The sequence below is a fragment of the Neisseria lactamica genome (genome assembly GCF_901482445.1).
In the GTDB taxonomy this organism is placed as follows: domain Bacteria; phylum Pseudomonadota; class Gammaproteobacteria; order Burkholderiales; family Neisseriaceae; genus Neisseria; species Neisseria lactamica.
Genome location: NZ_LR590477.1, coordinates 647,993 through 674,729, shown reverse-complemented (window position 1 = coordinate 674,729; position 26,737 = coordinate 647,993). Strand labels below are relative to the sequence as shown.

The 26,737-nt window shown below is 51.3% G+C and carries 22 protein-coding genes; 8 read left to right on the top strand and 14 right to left on the bottom strand.

The window, feature by feature from the left end; translation table 11 throughout:
• Positions 1-71: 71 nt before the first annotated feature.
• From FGL10_RS03630 to clpP, 3 genes are all read left to right on the top strand, one after another.
• Positions 72-2,507 (top strand): DNA translocase FtsK, encoded by a 2,436-nt coding sequence (locus FGL10_RS03630; RefSeq protein WP_036475079.1) that lies wholly within the window; start codon positions 72-74, stop codon positions 2,505-2,507.
• A 205-nt stretch (positions 2,508-2,712) separates the two neighbouring features.
• The gene (gene tig / locus FGL10_RS03625) at positions 2,713-4,023 is read left to right on the top strand and encodes a trigger factor (RefSeq protein WP_036470054.1); all 1,311 of its coding nucleotides are present in this window, start codon (positions 2,713-2,715) and stop codon (positions 4,021-4,023) included.
• 87 nt (positions 4,024-4,110) lie between these two features.
• The gene (gene clpP / locus FGL10_RS03620) at positions 4,111-4,731 is read left to right on the top strand and encodes an ATP-dependent Clp endopeptidase proteolytic subunit ClpP (protein ID WP_003710085.1); all 621 of its coding nucleotides are present in this window, start codon (positions 4,111-4,113) and stop codon (positions 4,729-4,731) included.
• Between the two features lie 52 nt (positions 4,732-4,783).
• Here clpP and ispG read toward each other — a convergent pair whose 3' ends face one another.
• The 7 genes from ispG to FGL10_RS03585 form a co-directional block, all read right to left on the bottom strand.
• Entirely contained in the window at positions 4,784-6,049 is a 1,266-nt protein-coding gene (gene ispG / locus FGL10_RS03615) for a flavodoxin-dependent (E)-4-hydroxy-3-methylbut-2-enyl-diphosphate synthase (RefSeq protein ID WP_003710083.1), read from the bottom strand.
• A gap of 15 nt (positions 6,050-6,064) precedes the next feature.
• The gene (gene pilW / locus FGL10_RS03610; RefSeq protein WP_003710080.1) at positions 6,065-6,826 is read right to left on the bottom strand and encodes a type IV pilus biogenesis/stability protein PilW; all 762 of its coding nucleotides are present in this window, start codon (positions 6,824-6,826) and stop codon (positions 6,065-6,067) included.
• A gap of 2 nt (positions 6,827-6,828) precedes the next feature.
• Entirely contained in the window at positions 6,829-7,923 is a 1,095-nt protein-coding gene (rlmN, locus tag FGL10_RS03605) for a dual-specificity RNA methyltransferase RlmN (protein WP_003710079.1), read from the bottom strand.
• 135 nt (positions 7,924-8,058) lie between these two features.
• Entirely contained in the window at positions 8,059-8,484 is a 426-nt protein-coding gene (ndk, locus tag FGL10_RS03600) for a nucleoside-diphosphate kinase (RefSeq protein WP_003710077.1), read from the bottom strand.
• Between the two features lie 58 nt (positions 8,485-8,542).
• Positions 8,543-9,685 (bottom strand): cell division protein ZapE, encoded by a 1,143-nt coding sequence (gene zapE / locus FGL10_RS03595; RefSeq protein WP_003710075.1) that lies wholly within the window; start codon positions 9,683-9,685, stop codon positions 8,543-8,545.
• A gap of 527 nt (positions 9,686-10,212) precedes the next feature.
• Positions 10,213-11,040 carry an S-formylglutathione hydrolase gene (fghA, locus tag FGL10_RS03590; protein ID WP_003710070.1) on the bottom strand — a complete coding sequence of 276 codons (828 nt, stop codon included), beginning with the start codon at positions 11,038-11,040 and terminating at the stop codon, positions 10,213-10,215.
• Between the two features lie 8 nt (positions 11,041-11,048).
• Complete coding sequence (locus tag FGL10_RS03585) at positions 11,049-12,185, bottom strand: S-(hydroxymethyl)glutathione dehydrogenase/class III alcohol dehydrogenase (RefSeq protein ID WP_013449000.1); 1,137 nt, start codon at positions 12,183-12,185, stop codon at positions 11,049-11,051.
• Between the two features lie 120 nt (positions 12,186-12,305).
• Between FGL10_RS03585 and FGL10_RS03580 the strand changes: the two genes are divergently transcribed.
• Entirely contained in the window at positions 12,306-12,713 is a 408-nt protein-coding gene (locus tag FGL10_RS03580; protein WP_003710067.1) for a MerR family transcriptional regulator, read from the top strand.
• A gap of 351 nt (positions 12,714-13,064) precedes the next feature.
• Here FGL10_RS03580 and FGL10_RS03575 read toward each other — a convergent pair whose 3' ends face one another.
• From FGL10_RS03575 to FGL10_RS03550, 6 genes are all read right to left on the bottom strand, one after another.
• Positions 13,065-13,379 carry an integration host factor subunit beta gene (locus FGL10_RS03575; RefSeq protein ID WP_002213349.1) on the bottom strand — a complete coding sequence of 105 codons (315 nt, stop codon included), beginning with the start codon at positions 13,377-13,379 and terminating at the stop codon, positions 13,065-13,067.
• A gap of 10 nt (positions 13,380-13,389) precedes the next feature.
• Positions 13,390-15,075, bottom strand: coding sequence for a 30S ribosomal protein S1 (rpsA, locus tag FGL10_RS03570; RefSeq protein WP_036475077.1), 1,686 nt, complete (start codon positions 15,073-15,075; stop codon positions 13,390-13,392).
• Between the two features lie 155 nt (positions 15,076-15,230).
• Complete coding sequence (gene cmk, locus FGL10_RS03565; protein ID WP_003708615.1) at positions 15,231-15,887, bottom strand: (d)CMP kinase; 657 nt, start codon at positions 15,885-15,887, stop codon at positions 15,231-15,233.
• A 244-nt stretch (positions 15,888-16,131) separates the two neighbouring features.
• A complete protein-coding gene (locus tag FGL10_RS03560) occupies positions 16,132-17,502 on the bottom strand; it encodes a sodium-dependent transporter (protein WP_036469566.1) in 1,371 nt (456 codons plus the stop codon).
• A gap of 540 nt (positions 17,503-18,042) precedes the next feature.
• Positions 18,043-18,735 (bottom strand): 16S rRNA pseudouridine(516) synthase, encoded by a 693-nt coding sequence (locus FGL10_RS03555; protein ID WP_036475075.1) that lies wholly within the window; start codon positions 18,733-18,735, stop codon positions 18,043-18,045.
• A gap of 67 nt (positions 18,736-18,802) precedes the next feature.
• Positions 18,803-20,764, bottom strand: coding sequence for a lytic transglycosylase (locus FGL10_RS03550; RefSeq protein WP_003708606.1), 1,962 nt, complete (start codon positions 20,762-20,764; stop codon positions 18,803-18,805).
• Between the two features lie 176 nt (positions 20,765-20,940).
• On the opposite strand from FGL10_RS03550, the gene FGL10_RS03540 reads away from it, so the two are divergent.
• From FGL10_RS03540 to FGL10_RS03530, 3 genes are all read left to right on the top strand, one after another.
• Positions 20,941-21,606: a methyltransferase domain-containing protein gene (locus tag FGL10_RS03540; protein WP_003708604.1), complete on the top strand. Its 666-nt coding sequence runs from the start codon at positions 20,941-20,943 to the stop codon at positions 21,604-21,606.
• A gap of 50 nt (positions 21,607-21,656) precedes the next feature.
• Positions 21,657-22,484, top strand: a complete 828-nt coding sequence (gene mutM, locus FGL10_RS03535) for a DNA-formamidopyrimidine glycosylase (RefSeq protein ID WP_003708602.1) — start codon at positions 21,657-21,659, stop codon at positions 22,482-22,484.
• An 87-nt stretch (positions 22,485-22,571) separates the two neighbouring features.
• A complete protein-coding gene (locus FGL10_RS03530; protein ID WP_036469561.1) occupies positions 22,572-23,339 on the top strand; it encodes a 1-acyl-sn-glycerol-3-phosphate acyltransferase in 768 nt (255 codons plus the stop codon).
• A gap of 264 nt (positions 23,340-23,603) precedes the next feature.
• On the opposite strand, the gene FGL10_RS03525 is transcribed toward FGL10_RS03530, so the two are convergent.
• Positions 23,604-23,915, bottom strand: coding sequence for a stress response protein (locus tag FGL10_RS03525; RefSeq protein WP_171007442.1), 312 nt, complete (start codon positions 23,913-23,915; stop codon positions 23,604-23,606).
• 541 nt (positions 23,916-24,456) lie between these two features.
• Between FGL10_RS03525 and nrdA the strand changes: the two genes are divergently transcribed.
• Positions 24,457-26,736: a class 1a ribonucleoside-diphosphate reductase subunit alpha gene (gene nrdA, locus FGL10_RS03515; protein ID WP_003708593.1), complete on the top strand. Its 2,280-nt coding sequence runs from the start codon at positions 24,457-24,459 to the stop codon at positions 26,734-26,736.
• Position 26,737 lies beyond the last annotated feature (1 nt).

Genomic DNA, 26,737 nt, shown 5'->3' with positions numbered 1-26,737 from the left:
ATAATCCGACACTTCACATTTAATCCGCAAACCGTCCCGTATGTTCGGACGGCATTTCCCGGTGATACGGAATGACAGAAAAATCCAATAAGAAAATCACAAAAGGCAGGCAGACCAAGCCGGCCCAAACCCGCCCGCGCAAGAAAAACGACAATGCTTCAAGGGGCAACAAGGTTTCCGAACAGCTCAAAGCCGCCAAAGAATTGCAAAAAAACGAAGCGAAGAAAGCGCGTCCCGAATATGTCGCCAATCTGATTGCCGACGCATTGTGGCTGATGGGCTTGGCGGCAACCCTGTATTTGGCGATTTCCCTGATCAGTTTCGATATGGGCGATCCGTCTTGGTCGCGCAGTTCGCCGGCTGCCGAAGATGCCGCCAATTTGGGGGGCTTGTTCGGGGCGTATGTCGCCGATGTCGGCTATTATCTTTTCGGGTTGTCGGCGTGGTGGTGGGTGGCGGCTGCCTGCGTCGTGCTGTATAAAGATTTCCGACGGCACGCCAAACAGGCATTGCCCGGCTCGTACAACCGCAAAATCGCCGCCGCCGCACTCTTTATCCTGACGGTATTCAGCCCCGTCTTGGAATATTTTGCGCTGGGCGGGAAATACGGGGATGCCTTGCCGGCAGGTGCGGGCGGTATGGTCGGTATGCGCGTCGGCACGATATTTGAATGGTTGCTGGGAAAATCGGGCAGCCTGTTGATTATTTCGGTTGTTTTATTGCTGTCCGTATCTTTGCTGGTGCAGGTGTCGTGGCTGGACGTGTTGGACGCTGCGGGCGGGGCGGTTCAAAATTTCCTGACGGCATCCGGGCGGAAAATATCGGCATTGGGCAAACGCCGGACAAACGCCAAAACAGACGGCATCGATACTTACAGTACCCGCCGGATGGTGAAAGAAGCCAAAAATATCACCTCCCAACCCCTTGCACCACCCGAAGGCAGCAGCAGCAACCGCAAATCCGTCGCGGTTTCCGTCGCGCCGCCGCCCAAAATTCAGGCTTCTTTGTTTGAAGACGACGAACCGGGGCAGGCGGGCGAATACCACAAGCCCGGCATAAACCTGCTGCGCCTGCCGGATGGCGAACCCGTCAGCATCAATCCCGCCGAATTGGAGCGCACTGCCGAACTGATCGAGTCCAAGCTGGCAGAATTCGGCATCGGCGTAGAAGTCGTATCCGCCACTTCCGGCCCTGTGATTACGCGTTATGAAATCGAACCCGCGCAAGGCATAAAAGGCAGCCAAATCGTTGCTTTATCTAAAGATTTGGCGCGTTCCATGTCGCTGCAATCCGTGCGTATCGTCGAAACCATCGCGGGCAAAAACACGATGGGCATCGAGTTGCCCAACGACAAACGCCAAGACGTGATGTTGAGCGAAATCTTGTCTTCACCCGTGTTTGCCGAAGCCAAATCCAAGCTGACCGTTGCATTGGGCAAAGACATTGCCGGTACGCCCGTCGTCGGCGACTTGGCGAAAATGCCGCACCTTTTGGTCGCCGGCATGACCGGTTCGGGCAAATCCGTCGGCGTGAACGGCATGATTATGTCTATGCTTTTCAAAGCTACGCCGGAAGAAGTCCGCTTCATTATGATAGACCCCAAAATGCTTGAGTTGAGCATTTACGACGGCATTCCGCACCTGCTCTGCCCGGTTGTAACCGATATGCGCGAAGCAGGACAGGCGTTGAACTGGTGCGTTGCCGAAATGGAAAAACGCTACCGCCTGCTTTCCCACGCCGGCGTGCGTAATTTGGAGGGCTTCAACCAAAAAGTCGAACAAGCCAAAGCGGCCGGCAAGCCTTTGCTTAATCCGTTCAGCCTGAACCCCGACGAACCCGAGCCGCTGGAAAAACTGCCGTTGATTGTGGTCGTTATCGACGAGTTGGCAGACCTGATGATGACCGAACGCAAAGCCGTCGAGCAGCAAATTGCCCGCCTCGCCCAAAAGGCGCGCGCCGCCGGCATCCATATGATAGTCGCAACCCAACGTCCGAGCGTCGATGTCGTTACCGGCTTAATTAAGGCGAATATCCCGACGCGTATGGCGTTTACCGTGCAAAGCAAAATCGACAGCCGTACCATTCTCGACCAAATGGGCGCGGACGAGCTGCTGAAATACGGTGATTCCCTGTTCCTCCAGCCCGGCAGTGCCGAACCGACCCGACTGCAAGGCGCGTTCGTTTCCGACGACGAAGTGCATCAAGTCGTCAACTACGTCAAATCGCAAGCCCCAGCCGACTATATTGAAGGTCTGCTCAGCGGCGAGGCCGCGCTGGAAACGACCAATATCGTCAATCCGAATGCGGGCAGCGACGAATTGTTCGATCAGGCTGTCGCGTATGTTTTAGAAAGCAAAAAAACTTCCATCTCTTCCCTGCAACGCCAGTTGCGTATCGGCTATAACCGGGCCGCCAACCTGATGGAAGCGCTGGAAAATGCGGGTGTCGTTTCCCCCGCCGGCCTCAACGGCAGCCGCAAAATTTTGGCACACAAAGATTATTTGTAGCGCAACCGCGCATATGCCGTCTGAACGGTGGGAAGGCGTTTTCAGACGGCATATTATGTTTCAGGCGGAACATTGTGATATACTTTCGAGCTAAAATCTCCCTTTTGCAGCAAGACGGTTCAAATCCCCGTATCCGCCGCGCGCCGGCTTTCCGTTGCCGGTAAGGGGTGTCATTTGATCAACACAACAAATTTAAGGGCTTATGATGAGCGTAACTGTTGAAACTTTAGAAAATTTGGAACGCAAAGTAGTGTTGTCCCTGCCTTGGTCCGAAATCAACGCAGAAACCGATAAAAAACTGAAACAAACCCAACGCCGTGCAAAAATCGACGGTTTCCGTCCGGGCAAAGCACCTTTGAAAATGATTGCCCAAATGTACGGTGCAAGTGCTCAAAACGATGTCATCAACGAAATGGTACAACGCCGCTTCTACGATGTCGCCGTTGCCCAAGAGTTGAAAGTGGCAGGCTTCCCCCGTTTTGAAGGCGTTGAAGAACAAGACGATAAAGAATTCCTGAAAATCGCTGCGATTTTTGAAGTGTTCCCTGAAGTCGTTATCGGCGATTTGTCTGCACAAGAAGTCGAAAAAGTAACCGCATCCGTCGGCGATGCCGAAGTGGACAAAACCGTAGAAATCCTGCGCAAACAACGCACCCGCTTCAACCATGTCGAACGCGAAGCCCGAAACGGCGACCGCGTCATCATCGACTTTGAAGGCAAAATCGACGGCGAACCTTTTGCCGGCGGCGCATCCAAAAACTACGCCTTCGTATTGGGCGCAGGTCAAATGCTGCCTGAATTTGAAGCCGGTGTGGCCGGTATGAAGGCGGGCGAAAGTAAAGACGTTACCGTCAACTTCCCCGAAGACTACCACGGTAAAGACGTTGCCGGTAAATCCGCTGTTTTTGCCATTACATTGAACAACGTATCCGAACCCGTCCTGCCCGAAGTTGATGCCGACTTCGCCAAAGCATTGGGTATCGCCGACGGCGATGTTGCCAAAATGCGCGAAGAAGTGAAGAAAAACGTCAGCCGCGAAGTGGAACGCCGCGTGAAGGAACAAACCAAAGAATCTGTAATGAACGCGCTGCTCAAAGCCGTAGAGCTGAAAGTTCCGGTTGCTTTGGTCAATGAAGAAGCCGCCCGCTTGGCAAACGAAATGAAACAAAACTTCGTCAACCAAGGTATGGCCGATGCCGCGAACTTGGATTTGCCTTTGGATATGTTCAAAGAACAAGCCGAACGCCGCGTGTCTTTGGGTTTGATTTTGGCGAAACTGGTTGACGAAAACAAACTGGAACCGACTGAAGACCAAATTAAAGCCGTTGTCGCCAACTTCGCAGAAAGCTACGAAGATCCTCAAGAAGTAATCGACTGGTACTACGCAGAGCCTTCCCGCCTGCAAGGCCCGACTTCTTTGGCGGTAGAAAGCAATGTCGTTGATTTCGTTTTGGGCAAAGCCAAAGTAAGCGAAAAAGCTTTGTCTTTTGACGAAGTGATGGGCGCGCAAGCCTGATCATCTTCAAAAGGCCGTCTGAAACAGGCAGCTTGAAAGCACCAAAGCGTCCCTTTGGTGCTTTCGCAACATTGACAGGAGACAAAAATGTCCTTCGATTTTAAGAATTACCTCGTTCCTACCGTTATCGAACAAAGCGGTCGCGGCGAGCGTGCATTTGATATTTACTCGCGCCTTTTGAAAGAGCGCATCGTATTTCTGGTCGGTCCGGTAACGGACGAGTCCGCCAATCTGGTGGTTGCCCAACTGTTGTTTCTGGAAAGTGAAAATCCGGACAAAGATATTTTCTTCTATATCAATTCCCCCGGCGGATCGGTAACGGCAGGTATGTCAATTTACGACACCATGAATTTCATCAAACCCGATGTATCGACTTTGTGCTTGGGGCAGGCGGCAAGTATGGGCGCGTTCTTATTGTCGGCAGGCGGGAAAGGCAAACGTTTCGCCCTGCCCAACAGCCGGATTATGATTCACCAGCCTTTAATCAGCGGCGGTTTGGGCGGTCAGGCATCCGACATTGAAATTCATGCGCGCGAGCTGTTGAAAATCAAAGAGAAACTCAACCGCTTGATGGCGAAACACTGCGACCGCGATTTGGCAGATTTGGAGCGTGACACCGATCGTGATAATTTCATGTCTGCCGAAGAGGCGAAAGAATACGGCTTGATCGACCAAGTTTTGGAAAACCGTGTATCTTTGCGGCTTTAAACCTTGTGAAGTAGACAAATGCCGTCTGAAAACAGTTCAGACGGCATTTGTCTTATAGGGACTGTATAGGGATGATTTTGTTCTGGTTGCGTTTGAGGCCGTTTTCACCGTAGTTGATTTTGACATATTCTTCAACAATAGCTAGAAACTCTGTTGCAATGTTGTCGCCTTTCAGTGTGACTTTGCGCTCCCCGTCCACATAAACCGGCGCGACGGGTGTTTCCCCCGTACCGGGCAGGCTGATGCCGATGTCGGCCAATTTGCTTTCTCCGGGACCGTTGACGACGCAGCCCATCACGGCAACGTTCAGGGATTCAACCCCAGGATAAAGAGTACGCCATATAGACATTTTTTGGCGAAGGTAATTTTGAACATCTTGTGCCAGCTCTTGAAAAACGGTACTGGTGGTGCGCCCGCAGCCCGGACAGGCGGTAACCATCGGTGTAAACGAACGCAGACCCATAGTCTGTAAAATCTCTTGTCCAACAATAACCTCCTGAGTACGCGGGCTGCCCGGCTCCGGAGTGAGTGAAATGCGGATGGTGTCGCCGATTCCTTCTTGAAGCAAAACAGATAATGCCGCCGTTGATGCGACAATGCCTTTGCTGCCCATGCCGGCCTCGGTCAAACCCAAATGCAGCGGATAGGCGCAACGGCTGCCCAGTTCGCGGTAAACCTGAATCAAATCCTGAACCGCGCTGACTTTGCACGACAGGATGATTTTGTCTTCGGGCAGTCCCAATAGAACGGCTTTTTCGGCAGATTCCAAAGCGGAGACAATCAGGGCTTCCTTCATCACTTCTTCAGGCGGTTTCGGCGCGGAAGAAGCGAGGTTGGCATCCATCATACGTTTGGCGAGGCTTTGATCCAAAGAACCCCAGTTTACGCCGATGCGGACGGCTTTATCGTTTTCGGCAGCAGTCCGAATCATAAAGGCAAATTTTTCATCGCCTTTCGCGCCTTTGCCGACATTGCCGGGGTTGATGCGGTATTTGGACAATGCTTTGCCGCATTCGGGAAATTCCGCCAACAGGCGTTCGCCGTTGAAATGAAAATCGCCGATAAGCGGTGTAGTATAGCCCATATCGTCCAAGCGGCGGCGGATTTCGGCAACTTTGGACGCGGCTTCGGGGCTGTTGACGGTAATACGCACCATTTCGGATCCGGCGTCGCTCAATTCCTTAATCTGCAATGCGGTGGCTTTTGCATCGGCAGTGTCGGTGTTGGTCATAGATTGGATAACGACGGGTGCTTCCGAACCGACGGTAATATGATCGATGCGGACTTGATGCGTCCTGCGGCGTTGGAGTGTGTTCATATGGTTTGAATCTGTTTATTGACCGGTGAGGACGGTTTGCAATTCTTCCGAGTAGGGGAAATTTGCCTGCAACTGTGCTTCATATTCGTATGCCGCCTGCGCGTTGCCGAGGGCTTTGGCAATTTTCCAGCCTAGCAGCAAATCATCGGCCTGAAGGACTTCCACCCTGCTTTGGTATTTTTTAAAGTAGTAATCGGCATCGCCCAACTGCCCGGCCAGCATTTTGGTGCGCGCCAGTTCTTTAAATGCGGGAGGAAACTGCGGCTGCGAGGCGAGCGAACGTTCCAAATAGGCTTCCGCCAATCCGAATTGCCCCTGTTTGGCACTGCATATGCCTTTATTCAGGTTGGCAATATAAGGGGTCGGGTAGGTGGGGTCGGCCAGGGCTTTGTCGAAATATGCCATAGATTCGGCAGGGCGGTTGAGCCTGCCGCATAGGAACCAGCCGTAGTTGTTGTTGATTTCGGCACTGTCGGGTTTGATGGAGAGGGCGTGCCGGAAACTTTCCTGCGCCTTGTCGTTAACTTTCAGGTATTGATAGATTTCGGCACGAACCAGCCAGGCAAGCTCGTTCTTAGGATCCGATTTCAGGGCGTCTTCAATACTTGCCGTCGCCTGACGATAGTCCTGCCCGCGCATATATTCCATTGCCAACTGGGTTTTGATATTGGAAACCTGATTGGCCTTTTCCGCCCGCGAGGGACGGTAGGAAGTGCTGCACGCGCCCAAGGCAAGGACAAGCAATAAAGAGATTCGTTTGGATAGCTTAAAAGGCATAATTACCCCTGTTGTCCGATTAAAATCTGCTGCCATTTTTGTTGGCGGCGCGTTTTATCCTGAACCTGCCCCGCCAACTGTCCGCAAGCGGCATCAATATCGTCGCCCCGGGTTTTACGCACGGTAACGACAAATCCCGCTTGTTGCAAGATATCTTTGAAAACTCGGATATTTTCCTTGCTTGATCGTTCGTATCCCGAATTGGGGAAGGGGTTAAACGGGATGAGGTTGAATTTGCAGGGAACATCTTTGACCAAATTAATCAGTTCGTGCGCATGTTGCGCCTTATCGTTGATTCCGTCCAGCATCACATATTCGAAGGTGATGAAATCCCTGGGGGCTTTAACCAGATAGCGCCGGCAGGCAGCCATCAGTTCTTTCAAGGGATATTTTTTGTTCAACGGTACGATTTGGTCGCGGACTTCGTCATTGGAGGCGTGGAGGGAAACCGCCAAAGCTACCGGCATGACATCGCGCAACCTGTCCATTTGGGGCACCATACCTGAAGTGGAAACCGTTACACGGCGGCGGCTCAAACCGTAGCCGTGGTCGTCCAGCATAATGCTTAAGGAGGTAACGACATTGTCGAAGTTCGCCATCGGCTCGCCCATACCCATCATCACTACATTGGAAATTACGCGTTCGTTTTTCGGTGTAACACCCATTGCTTTGTTTGCCCACCACAACTGTCCGATGATTTCGGCAGCAGTCAGGTTGCGGTTGAAGCCCTGCCGGCCGGTCGAGCAAAATGTACATTCCAAAGCGCAGCCGACTTGCGAGGAAATGCAGAGCGTGCCGCGATCCGATTCGGGGATGAAGACGGTTTCCACCCCGTTCCCCGTCCCGACATCCAACAGCCACTTGCGGGTGCCGTCTGAAGATTCTTGGGACATCATCAGCTTGGGAATGCCGATGTTTGCCTGTTCGTTTAATTTATGGCGCAACGATTTTGCCAAATCGGTCATTTCATCGAAATTTTGCGCGCCGGATTGGTGTATCCAACGCATAACCTGTTTGGCGCGGAAAGGTTTTTCGCCCATATCGGCAAAATGTCGGATCAGTCCTTGCAGGTCGTAGTTGAGCAGGTTGGTTTTCATGTGTTTGTGTTTTTCTTAATCAAGGCTTCAAATAAAAATCGCCGGCATACGGGCATGATTTAAAGCTTCCTTAAGACAAGGGGTTCAGACGGCATAGATACGCCTGATGCCGTCTGAAAAGGCCGGGGCGGCGTATCAACGGGGGCAGATTTCGGTTTGGCTGAAGAAATAGGCAATTTCCAAAGCGGCATTTTCCACGCTGTCGGAACCGTGTACGGCGTTAATGCTGACCGATGTGGCAAAGTCTGCCCGTATCGTACCTTCGGCGGCTTCGGCGGGATTGGTCGCCCCCATCAGTTCGCGGTTTTTCAGGACGGCGTTTTCGCCCTCCAATACCTGAATCATAACCGGGCCGCCGGTCATAAATTCAACCAATCCGGCGTAGAAGGGGCGGTCTTTATGAACCGCATAAAATTCTTGCGCCTCTCTGAGGGTAAGCTGCTTCATTTTGGCGGCAACGATTTTCAAACCGTTTTCTTCAAAGCGGCTGTATATTTTGCCGATAACGTTTTTGCCGACGGCATCGGGTTTGATAATGGAAATGGTGCGTTCAATCGCCATATTGCATCCTTATTTTTTATTTATGAAAGTTATTTTATCGGGAAAAAATTTATCCGACCTAATCCTTCGGGGATAAGGTCAGATGCGGCTGTTCCAAATAAACTTCGGACTGCATTTCAACCATCCGGCTGGCGGTGCGGGTAAATTCTTCGGCAAAATCGCCTTCTGTATAGATATGGTTGACATCTACCGCGCCGGTGGCACACAGTTTGACCCGGAAATCATAGAGTACGTCAATCAGCCAAGTCAGCCGCCGTGCTTCCGCCTTTTCTTGGGGAGAGAGTTTTTCCAAACCCGATAGAAAAACCATTTCATAATGTTCGGCCAGATACAGATAGTCGGACTGTGAGCGGGGACCGAAACACAGTGCGCGGAAATCAAACCATACGGCACGGCCGGATTCCGCCTTATGCGGAATATCCCGCCCGTGGATGGTGCTGGTGCCGGGGTTCAAATCGGTAATGCCCGTCATTTCTTTGAACAGTTGTGCCAGTTTTGCCTCATTTTCTTCATTGGCAGGCGTAAAGAAAATCTCGGCGGGGCGGAGGGCACGCAGCCGGTAGTCTTCCCCGCCGTCAACGTTTAAGACGGTCAGGCTGGATTCGATGAGCGCGATTGTGGGAAGAAAACTGCTCCGGTTTTGACCTTGCGGATAGAGTTCGGAAGGCGCGTAGTTTGAAGTCGCCACCAAAACAACGCCCTCGTTAAGCAGGTTTTCCAGCAGACGGCCTAAAATCATTGCATCCGCAATATCGCTGACATGAAATTCGTCAAAACACAATACGCGGGTTTCTTTGGCAATCTCGGCGGCAACGGATTTCAACGGGTTGCTTTCGCTTTTCAGGGCTTTCAGCCGCCGGTGGATTTCTGCCATAAAGGCATGAAAGTGGACGCGGCGTTTGCGGCGGTAAGGGAGGCAGCCGAAAAAAGCGTCCATCAGAAAGCTCTTGCCGCGTCCGACTCCGCCATAGAAATAAAGCCCTTTGGGGACTTGCGGGGAACGCAAACTCCTGCCTAAAAAACGGTTTCTTTTGCGTTTGAACATCATCAATTCGGTCCAAAGCCGATCGAGGTGTTCGATGGCGGCTGCCTGCGCGTCGTCGCGGATGAAGTTGGGCAGTTGTGAGGCAGCCTGATACCAAGTCAGCGGGCTGTGGTTTTCAAACGGCGGAGCTTGAAAAAGTTGGTCTCTATTACTCATATTTAACCTTGTTATACTTCTTGCGGCAAAGAAAGAAAATGCTTACCGCTGGTATTATAAATGATTTCCTTCAAACTTGGCGTTTTCCGTAGAAAAGAATAATGAAGCGTGCAAGGGGGTATGAGCAAAGGCGGCGTTCCAATATGATGTTGATATTACCAATTTATTGAAAGAAATGCCTTTTGTTTCAGGCTGTGTTTTAATATTGAAGAAGGACAGATTAAACAGATGGTGAATCGCGAAGCTGTTACGCCCCCACCGGTTTGGAGGGATCGAAAACACAACAGGAACAGGCTGCTTATGCAAATTCGACAATGAAAATAAAAGTAAGCTAGGAAATACGGGCGATTTTAATGTTTGACCAATCAAGGTGTAAGCTCAAAAATCAGACTAATCAAATCAAGGGCAGGGTTTGGTAATCCGTAGGACAGGCTTCTTTGGGTTCAGACGGCATACGTTGATGTCGGTATTTTGCCGGCACTTCTTACTACCCTCGTGCCGGCTATTCCAAACTGCTTTGCTTTAGCTTACTTCAAAAATGCCGCGTGATAGGCAATATGCTCGCCAATAAAACCGGCGATGAAGTAATAGCTGTGATCGTATCCTTTATGGAAGCGCACATCGGCCAGCTGGTTTGCCGCACGACAGGTTTCGATAAAATCTTCGGTACGCAATTGTATCTGTAAAAACTCATCTTCCAAGCCCTGATCAATGCGCATACCTTGCACTTTATAGCCTTGTCGGATGAGCGAACTTGCATCATATTGCTGCCATTTTTCACGATTGTTTCCCAAATAGGCAGAAAAGGCTTTTTCTCCCCAAGGCACGAGGCTTGGCGACAAAATGGGCGAAAAGGCAGAAACACTTTGATAACGTTCCGGGTTTCGCAGTGCCAATACCAATGCGCCGTGTCCGCCCATCGAATGCCCCATAATGGAACGTTTGCCGTTGGTAGGAAAATGTTTCTCAATCAGACGGGGCAACTCATTCAAAATATAATCATACATTTGATAATTCGTTGCCCAAGGTTGCTCGGTCGCATTCAGATAAAAGCCCGCACCCTGTCCTAAATCGTAAGCCGCATCGTTCGGTACTTGCTCTCCGCGAGGGCTGGTGTCGGGCGCAACTACAATCACCTGATGTTCTGCCGCGTAACGCTGAAAGCCCGATTTGGTAATGAAATTTTGTTCCGTACACGTCAAACCGGAAAGCCAATAAATCACACCTAGCGGTCGATTCTCCGGATTATCCGGCAAATAGACGGCAAATTTCATTTCGCATTGCAACGTTTGGGCATAATGCGCCCAAACTTGTTGCGAACCGCCAAAAATTTGATGTTGTTCGATTAGTTTCATTGCGTACCTTAGTAATGAATAACAGCGCGGATCGATTTACCTTCGTGCATTAACTCAAAGGCTTCATTGATTTGATCGAGTGTCAGTGTGTGGGTTACAAACGGTTCTAACTCGATATCGCCTTTCATTGAATCTTCCACCATTTTCGGAAGTTCGGAGCGACCTTTCACACCACCAAATGCAGAGCCTTTCCAAACACGACCTGTTACCAATTGGAACGGACGCGTTGAAATTTCTTGTCCCGCACCCGCTACGCCGATGATAATGGATTGTCCCCAACCACGGTGTGCACTTTCTAATGCCTGGCGCATTACGTTTACATTGCCGATACATTCAAAGGTATGGTCAATACCCCATTTATTAATACCTAACAACACATCTTTGATCGGTTTATCGTAATCGTTCGGATTTAGACAATCCGTTGCACCGAACTGTTTTGCCAACTCGAATTTTGAGGGATTGGTATCAATGGCGATAATGCGGCCGGCTTTGGCTTGACGCGCACCTTGCACCACCGCCAAACCAATCGCCCCCAAGCCAAATACGGCAACAGAGTCGCCTTCTTGCACTTTTGCCGTATTATGTACCGCACCAATACCTGTGGTCACACCGCAGCCGAGCAAACATACTTGTTCGTGGTTGGCTTCAGGGTTGATTTTCGCCAGTGAAACTTCGGCAACAACTGAGTATTCACTGAAAGTCGAACAGCCCATATAGTGATAGATCGGCTGACCTTGATAAGAAAAACGTGTCGTGCCGTCCGGCATTAAACCTTTACCTTGCGTGTCACGCACTGAGACGCACAAGTTGGTTTTACCCGAACGGCAAAACTCACATTCGCCACATTCGGCGGTGTAAAGCGGAATAACGTGATCGCCCGGTTTTACGCTTGACACACCCTCGCCCACAGCAACGACCACACCGGCACCTTCGTGCCCAAGCACCACGGGGAATACGCCTTCAGGATCGTTTCCTGATAACGTAAACGCATCAGTATGGCACACGCCCGTATGAGTGTTACGGATTAACACTTCGCCTTTGCGTGGCATTTCTACGTCGATTTCCACAATTTGTAAGGGTTGATTGGGAGCGAATGCCACCGCCGCACGAGATTTGATGGTTGAATCGGTTGGTTTCATTTCCATTGTCTTTCCTCTTAATTCATTGACAAAACAGCCTTGCCTGAGCAACATAGCAACAGTTTACACTTTAGAGTTAACTCTAAAGCAAGTGTTTTTTACTGTTTTTGTTTAGAAGGAGGGAAAATGACTTATACCACTGCCAAAGCCGCCGAAAAAATAGGCATCTCCGTCCACACCCTACGTTTTTACGACAAAGAAGGCTTGTTGCCTAATATCGGACGTGATGAATATGGTAACCGCTGTTTTACCGATAACGATTTGCAATGGTTGGGCTTATTGCAATGCTTGAAAAATACGGGAATGAGCTTGAAAGACATCAAACGTTTTGCGGAATGCACCATCATCGGCGACAATACCATTGAAGAACGCCTTTCCTTGTTTGAAAATCAAATAGAAAATGTGAAGTGTCAGATTGCCGAATTAACACGCTATTTAGATTTGCTTGAATACAAATTGGCGTTTTACCAAAAAGCGAAAGCATTAGGCTCTGTAAAAGCCGTGAATTTTCCGCAAATTCCTGAAACGGCTTAGTCTTAGTGCAACAAGCAGGATTTTTGTCCTGTTCATAATAGAAATAAATAATTTGTTGTTTAAAAAGCGGATTGTAAGCAATGATATAGTAGATTAACAAAAATCAGGACAAGGCGACGAAGCCGCAGACAGTACAAATAGTACGGAACCGATTCACTTGGTGCTTCAGCACCTTAGAGAATCGTTCTCTTTGAGCTAAGGCGAGGCAACGCCGTACTGGTTTAAATTTAATCCACTATAAAAAAATCCACGCTCTAATCCGTTGCTTGCTTGGCTTAAGGTATTGAAGCAGCGGATGAAGTTAAACCACAGAAAAAACGCCGCTTGGAAGCGGCGTTTTGATGCTAAGGTTTAGTTGGCATTTTCTTTTAAAGCCAAGTCAACCCGTTCGCGCAATTCTTTACCGGGCTTGAAGTGGGGTACGTGTTTTTCAGGTACTTCCACCCGCTCCCCGGTTTTGGGATTGCGGCCGATACGGGCAGGACGATGGTTCAAATCGAAGCTGCCGAAACCTCGAATTTCGATGCGTTGGCCTCGGGCAAGCGATCGGGTCATGGTGTCAACCAAGACTTTCACGCTGTACTCTACGTCTTTTGCCAGAAGATGCGTGCCGTTTTTGGCGGCAAACACTTCTGCCAGGCGAACCATTAACTCGGACTTCGTCATGTCTGCAACCTTATTCTTGCTCGCCGGAAAGTTTGGCTTTCAGCAGGTCACCCAAGCTGGTGGTACCGGCATTCGCATTGGCGGCGGCATTGACGGAGTTCAGTGCTTCGCGGCTTTCTTTGGCATCTTTAGCTTTGACGGAGAGTTTGATGCTGCGGTTTTTGCGGTCGACGGTTAAGACGACGGCTTCAACTTCGTCGCCTTCTTTCAGTTTGGTGCTCAGGTCTTCAACGCGGTCGGCTGCAAATTCGGAAGCAGGCAGGTAGCCTTCCACTTCGTCGGACAGGGCGACAACGGCGCCTTTCGCATCGACAGATTTCACAGTGCCTTTAACCAAAGAGCCTTTGTCGTTCACGCTGATGAAGTTGCCGAACGGATCGCCTTCCAGTTGTTTGATACCCAAAGAGATGCGTTCTTTTTCAACATCGATTGCCAATACGACGGCTTCGACTTCTTCGCCTTTTTTGTATTTGCGTACGGCTTCTTCTCCGGATTCCGTCCAAGAGAGGTCGGACAAGTGGACAAGGCCGTCGATGCCGCCGGGCAGGCCGACGAAGATACCGAAATCGGTAATGGATTTAACCGCGCCGGAAATCTTGTCGCCTTTGTTGTGGTTGGCGGCAAACTCTTCCCAAGGATTGGCCTGGCATTGTTTCATACCCAAAGAGATACGGCGGCGGTTTTCGTCGATTTCCAAAATCATGACTTCGACTTCGTCACCCAGTTGTACGACTTTGCTCGGGTGTACGTTTTTGTTGGTCCAGTCCATTTCGGAAACGTGTACCAAGCCTTCGATGCCTTGTTCGATTTCGACAAATGCGCCGTAATCGGTCAGGTTGGATACTTTGCCGAACAGGCGGGTGCCTTGCGGATAACGGCGGGTCAGGCCGTTCCAAGGATCTTCGCCCAGTTGTTTCATACCCAGGGAAACGCGTTGTTTTTCTTGGTCGAATTTCAATACTTTGGCTTCAACTTCCTGACCGACTTCCAATACTTCGCTCGGGTGTTTGACGCGGCGCCAAGCCAGGTCGGTGATGTGCAGCAGGCCGTCGATACCGCCCAAGTCGACGAATGCGCCGTAATCGGTAATATTTTTGACCACGCCTTTGATAATCGCGCCTTCTTGCAGGTTTTCCAGCAAGGCTTTGCGTTCTTCGCCCAAAGTAGCTTCCAAAACGGCGCGGCGGGAAACGACGACGTTGTTGCGTTTTTTGTCCAGTTTGATGACTTTGAATTCGATTTCTTTGCCTTCAAAGTGGGAAGTGTCTTTGACGGGGCGTACGTCGACCAGGGAGCCCGGCAGGAATGCGCGGATGCTGTTTACCATAACGGTCAGACCGCCTTTGACTTTGCCGTTGATGACGCCGGAGAGGATGTCGCCGTTTTCCATCGCTTCTTCCAGGGCGATCCAGTCGGCGGCGCGTTTGGCTTTTTCGCGGGACAGTTTGGTTTCGCCGAAGCCGTTTTCGACGGATTCGATGGTAACGGTAACGAAATCGCCGACTTTGACTTCGATTTCGCCTTGGGCGTTTTTGAACTCGGCAACGTCAATCAGGGATTCTGATTTCAGGCCTGCGTTTACGGTAACGAAGTTTTGATCGATTGCCACGACTTCGGCGGTAATCACTTCGCCCGGGTTCATTTCTTGCAGGGTAAAGCTTTCTTCCAGCAGTTGGGCAAAATTTTCCATAGACATATGTAACTCTTTTCGGTACACCGCCAAGGGGTGCGGGTTAGGTTGGGAAATGCCTGCCGCCCTTGGCGCGGCAGGCGGGCAAATAAAGGCTTCAGACGGCATCTGTGTGTTTTTGTGCCGTCTCAAGCGGGACGTGGGCGATTATACCTGAAAATTTAAACTTCACGATACCAATCAAGTACTTTTTTTACGGTTTCTTCTATGCCGATATGGCTTGTGTCCAAAAGTCGGGCATCGGGCTGCTGCTTCAGGGGGGCTAGCGTGCGGTTGCGGTCTGCTTCGTCCCTGGCTTCAATGTCGGACAGGATACGGTCGAATGCCGCGCCTTCGCAGGGGATGCCGATTTGTTTGGCGCGGCGTTCCGCCCTGATTTTGGATTCTGCCGTCAGGAAGATTTTGAGTTCGGCTTGGGGAAAGACGACCGATCCGGTGTCCCGTCCGTCGGCGACCAGCCCTTTGGCGGTCAGGAAGCCGCGTTGGCGTTGCAGCAGGGCGGAGCGGACTTTAGGCAATTGCGCAACGGCGGATGCACCCATGCCGATGGCTTCTGTCCGGATGCCGTCTGAAACGTCTTCGCCGTCGAGCAGGATGCGGCTGCCTGAAAATACGGCGGGCAGTTTTTCGGCAAGTACGGAAACGTTTTCTTCATCGTGCCATTCCACGCCTTGTTTTTGTGCATATAGGGCGGTCAGGCGGTAGAGCGCGCCGGTATCGAGATAATCGTATCCCAATGCGGCGGCGACGCGGGCGGCGACCGTTCCTTTGCCGGATGCGCCCGGGCCGTCGATGGCGATGACTTTTTGTCTGTTCATAAGGGGGATTCCTGATGGTTTGGGGTATGGGTTTTGCCGTCTGAAGGATGTGTTTCCCGTTGGGGCGGATTCTACCTGTTTTAAAGGACGATTGTCTAAGCAGACGGAACGCCGCTTGCCCGGAAAGCGTCCGACAGAAGCCGGCAAGCCGGTTCGGATTCCGGCGTTGCGGGTATTGTGTCGGGAATCAAGGCAATGCCGTCTGAAAGAGGTATGGCCTTCAGACGGCATCGATTGCTGCGGATTAGAACAGGTTGCTGACGAAAATCAGCAAAATCACCAATGGCACAAGGTATTTCACATAGGCAAACCAAATATTGACCGTCGTATGGTTGCCTTTATAAAGTAATTCGTCCTTTGCTTCGTCCTTCATCACGAAACCGACAAACAGCGCGGAACCGAGCGCGGTCAGCATAAACAAGATGTTGCCGCTGATGTAGTCGAAAGCATCGAAAATATTTTTGCCGAATATGGAAACATCTTTCCACGGGCCGTAGCTCAGAATGGACGGGATATTGCCGAAGATAAAAATACCTGTCAGTACGATGGTAATCGCGGCGGTACGGCGGATTTTGGTTTTTTCCTGAATGGTCGTAATCAACACTTCATAAATCGTCAGCGAAGTCGTCAACGCGGCAATCAGGAGCAGCGAGAAGAAAATGACGGCGAACACAGGTCCTGCCCACATATGCGAGAACACAATCGGCAAACTTTGGAATACCAAAGTCGGGCCGGAATCCGGGGCAACGCCGAAGCTGAAGAGCGACGGGAAAATCATAAAGCCCGCCAGTACGGCGATGATGGTATTGGTAATTGCCGTGATGACTGCGGTTTGCACCAGATTTTCGTTTTTATCCAAATAGCTGGACAAAGTAATCATCACGCCGAAGCCCAGGCTCAAGGCAAAAAATACCTGTCCCAAAACGAAGACGAACAGTTCGGCGGTAATCTTGCTGAAATCAGGTTTCAGATAAAACGTAATCCCTTCCATCGCACCCGGCAGGGTAACGTTGCGGACGACCATCGCGATTAGGAATAAAAACAGCAGCGGCATCAGGTATTTTGCCGCTTTTTCAATGCCGCCAATCACGCCTTTAACCAAAATCCATTGGTTTACAAGGACAAACAAGAAAGTGTAGAACGCAATTTCCCAAGGGCTGTTTTCAATGTGTTCGGTAAAGAAGCTTTTCGTTATTCCGCCGTCGACGGGATTGGAAATATTCAGGTTTCCGCTAATAATATTAACGATATAGCTGATGACCCAGCCGCCGAGTACCATGTAATAAGCCATAATGCCGAACGCGCCGAGCAAGCCCATCCAGCCGACCAGTTTCCAAATTTTGGCGACGGGTTTGCCGTTCATCGAGCCGCCGAACGCGTCCAGCGCGTTCACACCTTTGCGCCGCCCGATGACGTTTTCCACCAAAATCATCGGAATGCCGATAACCAGCATCGCGATACAGAATAAAAATACATACGCGCCGCCGCCGTTTTCACCGACCAAATACGGGAAACGCCACGTCGCGCCGAAGCCGACAGTCGCGCCGGCAACGGTAAGGATATAAGTCAAACGGCTGGACCAAGTTTGACGGTTGGTATTTGAAGGGGAAGACATATTGAAACAGTGCCATATTGAGATAAAGCGAAAATTTTACACATTTTTCTTAATGGGAACTGACTGAATGCTTTTTAACCGTCCGGTGTTTTTAACTGAAATATATATATTTTTTAGAGAATATCCCCGATATGCAAGAATAAGGGTTTGCCGCAATCAAGCGGGTATTCAAACCACGGTCATTCCTGATTATGGATGGTGCTGCCGACAGTGCTTGCGCGGGGCGTGTGTTGAATTTTGATTTTCAGGTAGCGGCAGTGTCGGCAATTCTGTTTTTGCGTGTGCGGCAACAGGTATTTTATTTGCCGGGCAATGTCCGGCAGCTTGGGCGGAAAATTTGAAATAAAAAAAACCATCTATACCGGAAAGTATAGATGGTCAAACACATTACGGGGAAAACGTCTTACTCATAAGCCTGCTTGCACAGGCATTGCTCAGACAGGCGGATTATATCGCAAACCGGTTGTTTTTGAGTTAATTTCGGTTAAATTATTCATTTTATAAGTATGTATTTGAATATAGGTAAATAATGGCATTTTTTCAGAATTTGGGGCATCCGATAAATTTCCATTCCCCGGGTTTGAGGTTTTCTGTTTCCAGATGTGCGAATCGCCGGCGGTGAAGATGCTGCACGCGGTTGCCTGCGGCGGCGACCATACGTTTGACTTGGTGGTATTTTCCCTCGGTAATGGTCAGGAGCAATGCGGACGGGCTTTCCAATACGGCATCGGCGGCGTAAACCGTTTCGTTTTCGTCGTGGAGCAGGACACCGTTTTTCAGGGTTTCGCAAAGCGTTTCGCCGGCAGGATGCTTGAGTGTAACTTCGTACAGTTTGGGGATTTTATGGTTGGGGGAAGTCAGCTTGTGGTTCAGGTGTCCGTCGTTGGTAATCAGCAATACGCCGGTCGTATCCGCATCCAGCCTGCCGACCGCCTGCATATCGATGTTCCGCATATTGTCGGGGAACAGGCTGAATATGCTGCGGTAGTGCTTCGGTTTGTGTGAAGTTTCGTAATCTGTGGGTTTGTTGAGCAGGATATAGAAATAAGGTTCGGGAATAACGGTTACTGCTTTGCCGTCAATATCCAACGTTTCGACGGATGAGGAATCGATGTCTGCATCGGTATCGTCCATGCAGGTTCCGTTGATGGAGACGTAACCGCCCCTAATCAGCCATTGGCACTGTTTGCGGCTTCCTATGCCTTGATATTGCAGGTATTTGATGAGTTTCATGATGGTATGGGAAATGTGGGATGAAAAAGACAGGACTGAAAAAGTCCTGTCATGTGCCGTATCCGAATCAGCTTCCAATCAGTTTGACCCTCTGTCCCGGATTGATGGTGTTCAGGGTGGGGTTGAGCCTGCGGATGTCGTCGATGTGTATATTGAAACGGGCGGCAATGCTTTTGAAAGTATCGCCTTTGCGCGCGGTGTAGGATACTTTTTCGATACGGTTTTGGGCAGGGACTGCCTGGGTCAGGCGGAGCACCTGTCCTTTTTGGATGGTGTTGCCTTTGATGTTGTTGGCGACAATCAGGTCGGCTACGCTGACGTTGTAGCGTTTGGCGATGTTGAACAGGGTATCGCCTTCCACGACGCGGTGGATTCCGATGCGGGCGGCGGAGTCTGTTCCGTTGCCGGCGGCTTTGGCTACGCGTGTTTCCAAACGGGCGGGGCGTTTGCCGTCGGCGGCGGTATGCTGCGGAGGCAGGTGGGGGCTGTGTCCGGCAGATGCGTCGGATGTGTTGATGATGTCGGCAACGCTTTCTTCCGCCTGCAGGCGCAGGCTGCTTTGGGCGACAAGCCTCATCAGTTCGTCCGTTGCCTGTATGTCGTTTGAGAAAACGCTTTGCGCGGATGCCGCAGTTTGGGTTTCAGACGGCATTGCGGCTTGAACACGAGCGCCCGGCGTTGCCGATGCGGGCTCGGAAATCAGGGAGGCAAGGGCGGAAGGCTTGCTGCCGGCGGTTTTTTGCGGCAGGGGTTCGACGGGGATGCCGGCGGTTTGCGCGTCGGCAGGCAGGGCTTGGGCAAGGCTGATATTCATTATCCCAGCCGGCATATTGGACCAGTAGGTGTCCGGCGTGTCGTCGATGTCGATGGCGGCAACGGACTCCGATGCCGTCTGAAGGGTTGTGCCGGTTTTGGCAATCAGGATGCTGTGTCCCGCCTTGACAAGGTTGCCGCTCAGGCTGTTGAGACGTTTGATGTCGGCAATGCTCATACCTGTTGCGGAGGAAATATCGGATACGGCGGTTTGTACGGGGGGTGTATAGATTTCCCAAGAGAACAGGCTGTCGGGGTTGGCGGCGCGGTAGTTGCGTTGGAAGGTTTGGGCGTTTGCGGCGGGAAGCAGCAGTTTGCGTTTGTTTTTGGGGATAAACGCGGGGACGTTGAATGCCGGGTTTAGGGCGAGCAGCTCGCTTTGCGTGATGCCGGCAAGCCGGGCGATGGCTTCGTTATCGATGGGGCGGTCCGGTTCGACTGCCTGAAAATAGGGTTTGTTGTCTATATCGCCGATGCTGATGCCGAAGGATTGGGGATTGGCGATAATGTTGCGGACGGCAAGGAGCTTGGGGACGTAGTTGCGCGTTTCATCGGGCATACGCAGGTTTTCGTAGGTCGGTTCGAGACCTTGCGCCCGTGCGCGGTTGACGGCGCGTCCGACATTGCCCTCGCCCCAATTGTAGGCGGCGAAGGCGAGCGGCCAGTCGCCGAACAGCCCGTACAGGTATTGCAGGTAGTTCAACGCGGCATCGGTGGCGGCGTAAACGTCGTGCCTGCCGTCGTAAACCGGTGTTTTTTCCAAGCCGTAATGCCTGCCGGTGGCGGGCATAAACTGCCATAATCCCGATGCGCCGACGTGTGATTTGGCTTTGGTGACGAACGCGCTTTCGATAAAGGGGAGGAGTGCGGCTTCGGCGGGCATATTGCGTTTTTTGACTTCGTTGGCAATATGGTACATATAGGGCCGGCTCCGGTTGACGACTCTGCCGAAATAGTTGCGGCTTGAGGCGAACTTGTTTTCGTGGCGGCGTACCAGTTCGGGATTGACTTCGCCCATCCGGAAGCCTTGGCGCAGCTCGCCCCAGAGGCTGCCGGATTGGAAATATTGTTTTGTCGGTGGCAGGTCGAGTATTGAAGAGTTTAAGCGCATAATCGCCAAACCGATTTGGTGTGATGAGGTGTTTTGGGCGTATAGGAAACCCGGACAAACGGACAGACCCGAAGCGGTCAGTACGATGGTTTTGAGTTTGGACATAATCTATATCGGGAGGATAAACATATTTTATCGTCCGATGGTACTGTTTGACTGAAAAAGCGTCAAGTTTTACAGGAACTTTATGCGGATTCGAAAATGGCGGCCGATGTGTTTTTTGACAGAAATTCTGTTTGGAATAGAATATCGGCAGGCAATCTGTTTGAAACGGACGCAATATGGATGCATGGTTTGAAGATACGGCGATGGGGCGGTATGTTGCAAAATTGGAACAGGACTTCTTCGGGCGGTATCTGGATTCATACCGTTTTTCGGGAATGTGTGCGGTTCAGGTGGGCGGCAGGTGGCTGATGCCGTCTGAAGATGTTGTCTGTGTGCCGCGAGATATGTCGATGTCGGCGGAGAATATGGCTTTGGCGGATGTTTCTGCGGATATGCTGCTTTTTCCGCATACGCTTGAAGGCGGTGTTCCTTCGCAAATCCTGTCGGAAGCGCACCGGATATTGAAACCGTCCGGGCGTGTGATGCTGACGGGTTTTAATCCGCATTCGCTTTGGGGGCCGGGTTCGTGGTTTGACGGCGAACGCCTGCCGGAAAAACGCTTCTGCCTGACGCTTCGCGGGCTGAAAAGACAGATTGCCGATGCCGGTTTTGATATTGAACTTGGGAAATTTATGGTGTATCTGCCGCCGGTTTCGTCGCCCGGGCAAATACGCTTTTGGCGGTTTATGGAAAAGGCGGGCGACCGCTGGTGGCCGCAATGTGCCGCAGTGTACGGCTTGGTTTTGGTCAAAAGGGCGGCGGGGGTAACGCCCCTGCCGGAGTGGGACGGGTATTTGGGCGGAAAAGCCCTTGCGGCGGGTGCGGCAAGGGTTGCGGATTAGGCGGGTTTTGTTTCAGACGGCATTTGCCGAAGAAAGTGTCGGGAGGGATTATGCCGGAATTGCCGGAAGTGGAAACGACGTTGCGCGGCATCGCGCCGCATATTGAAGGAAAAACGGTGGAAGCCGTGGTATTGCGCCAACTGAAGCTGCGCTGGCAGATTAATCCCGATTTGGGGGAGATTTTGTCCGGCCGGCAGGTTTTGTCCTGCGGCAGGCGGGCGAAGTATCTGATTGTCCGTTTCCAAACGGGGATTTTGCTGATTCACTTGGGGATGTCGGGCAGCTTGCGGATTTTTACGCCGTCGGACGGACGTATCGGCAGGCCGGACAGGCACGATCACGTCGATATTGTGTTTTCAGACGGCACAGTCATGCGTTACCGCGATCCGCGAAAGTTCGGCGCGATACTTTGGTATGAGGGAATCGAAGAACATCATCAGCTGCTGGAAAAACTGGGGCCGGAGCCTTTGTCGGAGGCATTTTGTGCGGATTATCTGTATGCGAGGCTGAAGGCGCAGAAACGCGCGGTCAAACTTGCCCTGATGGACAATGCGGTTGTGGTCGGCGTGGGCAATATTTATGCCAACGAGAGCCTGTTCAGAGCGGGCATTTCGCCCCACCGTCCTGCCAACCGTCTGAAAAAGAAAGAGTGCGCGCTTTTGGTTGAAACCGTCAAAGCGGTGTTACAGCGCGCCATTGAAACGGGCGGCAGCACCTTGAGGGATTTTGTGGACAGCGACGGCAAAAGCGGCTACTTCCAACAAGAATATACGGTGTACGGGCGGCACAATCAACCGTGCCCCCGGTGCGGCGGTTTGATTGTGAAAGAAACTTTGGGGCAGCGCGGCACGTTTTACTGCCCGAACTGTCAGAAATAGGGCGGAACACGGTTTCAGACGGTATTTTATCGGTATGCCGTCCGAACGTTTCAACAACAAACACCGATTATCGGGAAAGAATTGCTCATGTCTTCAAATAAAGCTTCAATTTTTACACGCCTGCATCGGTTGTGCCGTTTGGCGGTCTGGCTGTTTAAAACAGGGAAAAACCTGCGCGGTATTGACGGCGGCTGCCCCGAGTCGCGCAATCGTGCGGTAATCGAGTTGGGCCGGGGGGCTTTGGCGGCTTTGGATATCGGATTGGAGGTGGGCGGGCACGCACCCGAACATCCGAACGGTGTCTTGGTAGCTGCCAACCACGTGTCCTGGCTGGATATTTTCGCGATGAGCGCGGTTTATCCGAGCAGCTTTATCGCCAAGCAGGAAATCAAAAGCTGGCCGGTATTGGGCAAGATGGGGCAGAACGCGGGAACGGTGTTCATCAACCGCAATTCGCGGCGCGACATCGAGCCGATTAACCGCGCCGTCTGCGAAACCTTGCAACGCGGTCAAAACGTCAGTTTTTTTCCTGAAGCGCGGACTTCTTCCGGCTTGGAGCTTTTGCCTTTTAAAGCCGCACTGTTCCAATCCGCTATCGATGCGGGGGCAAAGGTTTTGGCGGTCGCGCTGCGTTATTATGACGAAACGGGAAAAAGGACGGCTCGTCCCTCATATGCCGATGTCGGTTTGCCGACCTGTCTGTGGCGCATTGTGTCTATGAAAAAATTGACGATAAAAGTCGATTTCGTTTGCGTGGCGGACGCGGCGGAAAGCGAAGACCGTTATGCTTTAAAAGATAAAATCGAAGAAAGCATCCGTGCCGTTGTCGCCGGCGATGCGGATATTGCCGTCTGAAACCGGTTGTCGGAATGTAGCAGTATGATTCGCTTTTGCGGATGTATAGTGGATTAACAAAAACCAGTACAGCGTTGCCTCGCCTTAGCTCAAAGAGAACGATTCTCTAAGGTGCTGAAACACCAAGTGAATCGGTTCCGTACTATTTGTACTGTCTTCGGCTTCGTCGCCTTGTCCTGATTTTTGTTAATCCACTATATTAAGGCTGCGGCAACGGGAGCACCTCAAACGAAATGCCGTAAGGATAGTTTGTTGTATAGTGGATTAACGGCTGAACCTGCCGCCGTCGAAATCATCGAAAGCCTCATAAGCCGCCCGGCATTGGATTCTTTGTTCCTTATAAGGCAGGGAGCGGAATGCTTTGCGCGCCTTTTTGTTTTCGCGCAATTCCTGCACGTTGCCTTGCAATCGGTACCACGCGGCACGGCGTTCCAAATATTTCCTGCATTCGGGGTGCAGCATCTGCTTGTTTGCCTTGCGGATATGTTTGGTATGGCGGTGGGCGGGTTCTGACGTACCGGCAGCGGCAGTTGTCGATACCAGTCCCAATATTGCAGACAACAGTATGGCAAGCATCTTTTTGACAGACATGACGATCCTTTCAGTTTGTCATTCTTTCCAGTATAGGATGGAAGGATGGAAGGAAGGATGGAACGGGCAAATTGTCGGCAGTTTCAGACCCATTTAGCCAGCAAAACTTGCCGTTTGATATGCAGATTCAAATAACACATTAATCTCAATAATAAATTTCAAAGGGTAAGAAAATGGAATTTGTCGGCGGCGGCGTGGCAAAAATCATACTTTGCAAAATTTAACAATTCGCAGGGGCAGAAAACCGGAAGCTTTCCTTTTTCGTCGGAAAATCCTTATTTCATCGCCTTGTAGCAGGAGCCGGTCAAAAGGCAAAAAATTTACCCGTTTTTTATCGGTAAAGAATTATCAGATAAAACAAATATTATAGGGAAAATACGACAGGCGGGTTTTATCGCGTATTGCCTGAAACTGAAAAATGCAACCGTTGTCAAGACTGGAGGAAATACAAAAAATCCACTATATTGTCTGCCTTGATTGATTTGGAAAGAGTGTCCCTTGGGTATCGGGGGCGGAAGGGGAAACGATGAATACGACGGCTGATTTGAAAGTAACCAAACGTGACGGCAGATTAGAACCCATTGATTTGGATAAGATTCACCGTGTCGTCACTTGGGCGGCGAAAGGGTTGGAAAATGTTTCCGTGTCGCAGGTCGAGTTGAAATCGCACATCCAGTTCTACAACGGCATCCGCACCGACGACATCCACGAAACCATCATCAAAGCCGCTGCCGATTTAATTTCGGAAGATACCCCGGACTACCAATACCTTGCAGCACGTTTGGCGATTTTCCATCTGCGTAAAATAGCCTACGGCGAATACGAGCCGCCGCACCTTTACGACCACGTTAAAAAACTTACCGATGCCGGAAAATACGACAGGCATATCCTTGAGGATTACAGCCGCGAAGAATTTGACGAACTGAACTCCTATATCGACCACGAACGCGATATGTCCTTCTCCTATGCCGCCGTCAAGCAACTCGAAGGCAAATATCTGGTACAGAACCGCGTTACCCGCCAGATTTACGAAACGCCACAGTTTTTATATGTTTTGGTGGCGATGTGCCTGTTCAGCAAATACCCGAAAGAGACGCGCTTGGGTTACGTCAAACGGTTTTACGATGCCGTTTCCACATTCAAAGTATCGCTGCCGACCCCGATTATGAGCGGCGTGCGTACGCCTACGCGCCAGTTCTCAAGCTGTGTGCTGATTGAATGCGACGATAGTTTGGATTCCATCAATGCCACTACCAGCGCGATTGTGAAATACGTTTCCCAGCGTGCGGGCATCGGCATCAATGCCGGACGTATCCGCGGTTTGGACAGCGAAATCCGGGGCGGCGAAGCGCGGCATACCGGCTGCATCCCGTTTTTCAAAATGTTTCAGGCGGCGGTCAAATCCTGTTCGCAAGGCGGCGTGCGCGGCGGCGCGGCAACCTTGTTCTACCCCTTGTGGCATATCGAAGCCGAAAGCCTGCTGGTGTTGAAAAACAACCGGGGCGTGGAAGACAACCGTATCCGCCAGCTTGATTACGGTGTGCAAATCAACCGCCTACTGTACACCCGCCTGATTAAGGGCGGCAACATTACGCTGTTTTCGCCCAACGAGGTTCCGGGGTTGTACGAAGCGTTTTTTGCCGACCAAGACGAATTTGAGCGGCTCTATACGAAATACGAGCAAGACCCGAACATACGCAAGCGTATCATTCCGGCTGCCGACCTGTTTTCCACGCTGATGCAGGAGCGTGCCGGGACCGGGCGCATTTACATTCAAAACGTCGATCATTGCAATACGCACAGCCCGTTTGATCCGAGTGTCGCCCCCGTGCACCAGTCCAACCTGTGCATGGAAATCGCACTGCCGACCAAACCTCTGGACAATATCAACGACCCGAACGGCGAAATCGCCCTGTGTACACTGTCCGCCTTCAATTTGGGCGCATTGAACAACTTGGACGAGTTGGAAGGGCTTGCTGATTTGACCGTTCGCGCACTCGATGCACTTTTAGATTATCAGGGATATCCGGTAGAAGCCGCGCGTACCTCTACCATGGGTCGCCGTTCGCTCGGTATAGGCGTCATCAACTACGCCTACTATCTGGCGAAAAACGGTGTCCGCTACAGCGACGGTTCCGCGCTCGGTCTGACCCACCGTACCTTTGAAGCCATGCAGTATTACCTGCTCAAAGCGTCAGTAAACCTTGCCAAAGAATACGGTGCGTGCACGCTCTTTAACCAAACCGTTTATTCGCAAGGCAAACTGCCAATCGACACCTACAAAAAAGATTTGGATGCCGTGTGCAACGAGCCTTTGCACTACGACTGGGAAAGCCTGCGTGCCGACATCGTCAAATACGGCCTGCGTAACTCCACCCTGACCGCGCTTATGCCGTCTGAAACCAGTTCGCAAATTGCCAACGCCACCAACGGCATCGAGCCGCCGCGCGGATTGGTAACGGTCAAAGCGTCGAAAGACGGCATCCTGAAACAAGTCGTTCCAGAGTTTGAAACCCTGAAAAATGCCTACGAAACCCTGTGGCAGCTTCCCGGCAACGAAGGCTACCTGAAACTTGTCGGCGTGATGCAAAAATTCGTCGATCAGGCGATTTCCGCCAATACCGCATACGACCCGGGCAAATTTGAAGGCAACAAGGTTTCCATGAAGCAAATGCTGAAAGACCTGCTGACCGCCTACAAATACGGCGTCAAAACCCTGTACTACCACAACACCCGCGACGGCGCGGACGATACGCAAGCCGATATTCAAGATGACGGCTGCGCGGGCGGGGCTTGTAAGATTTGAC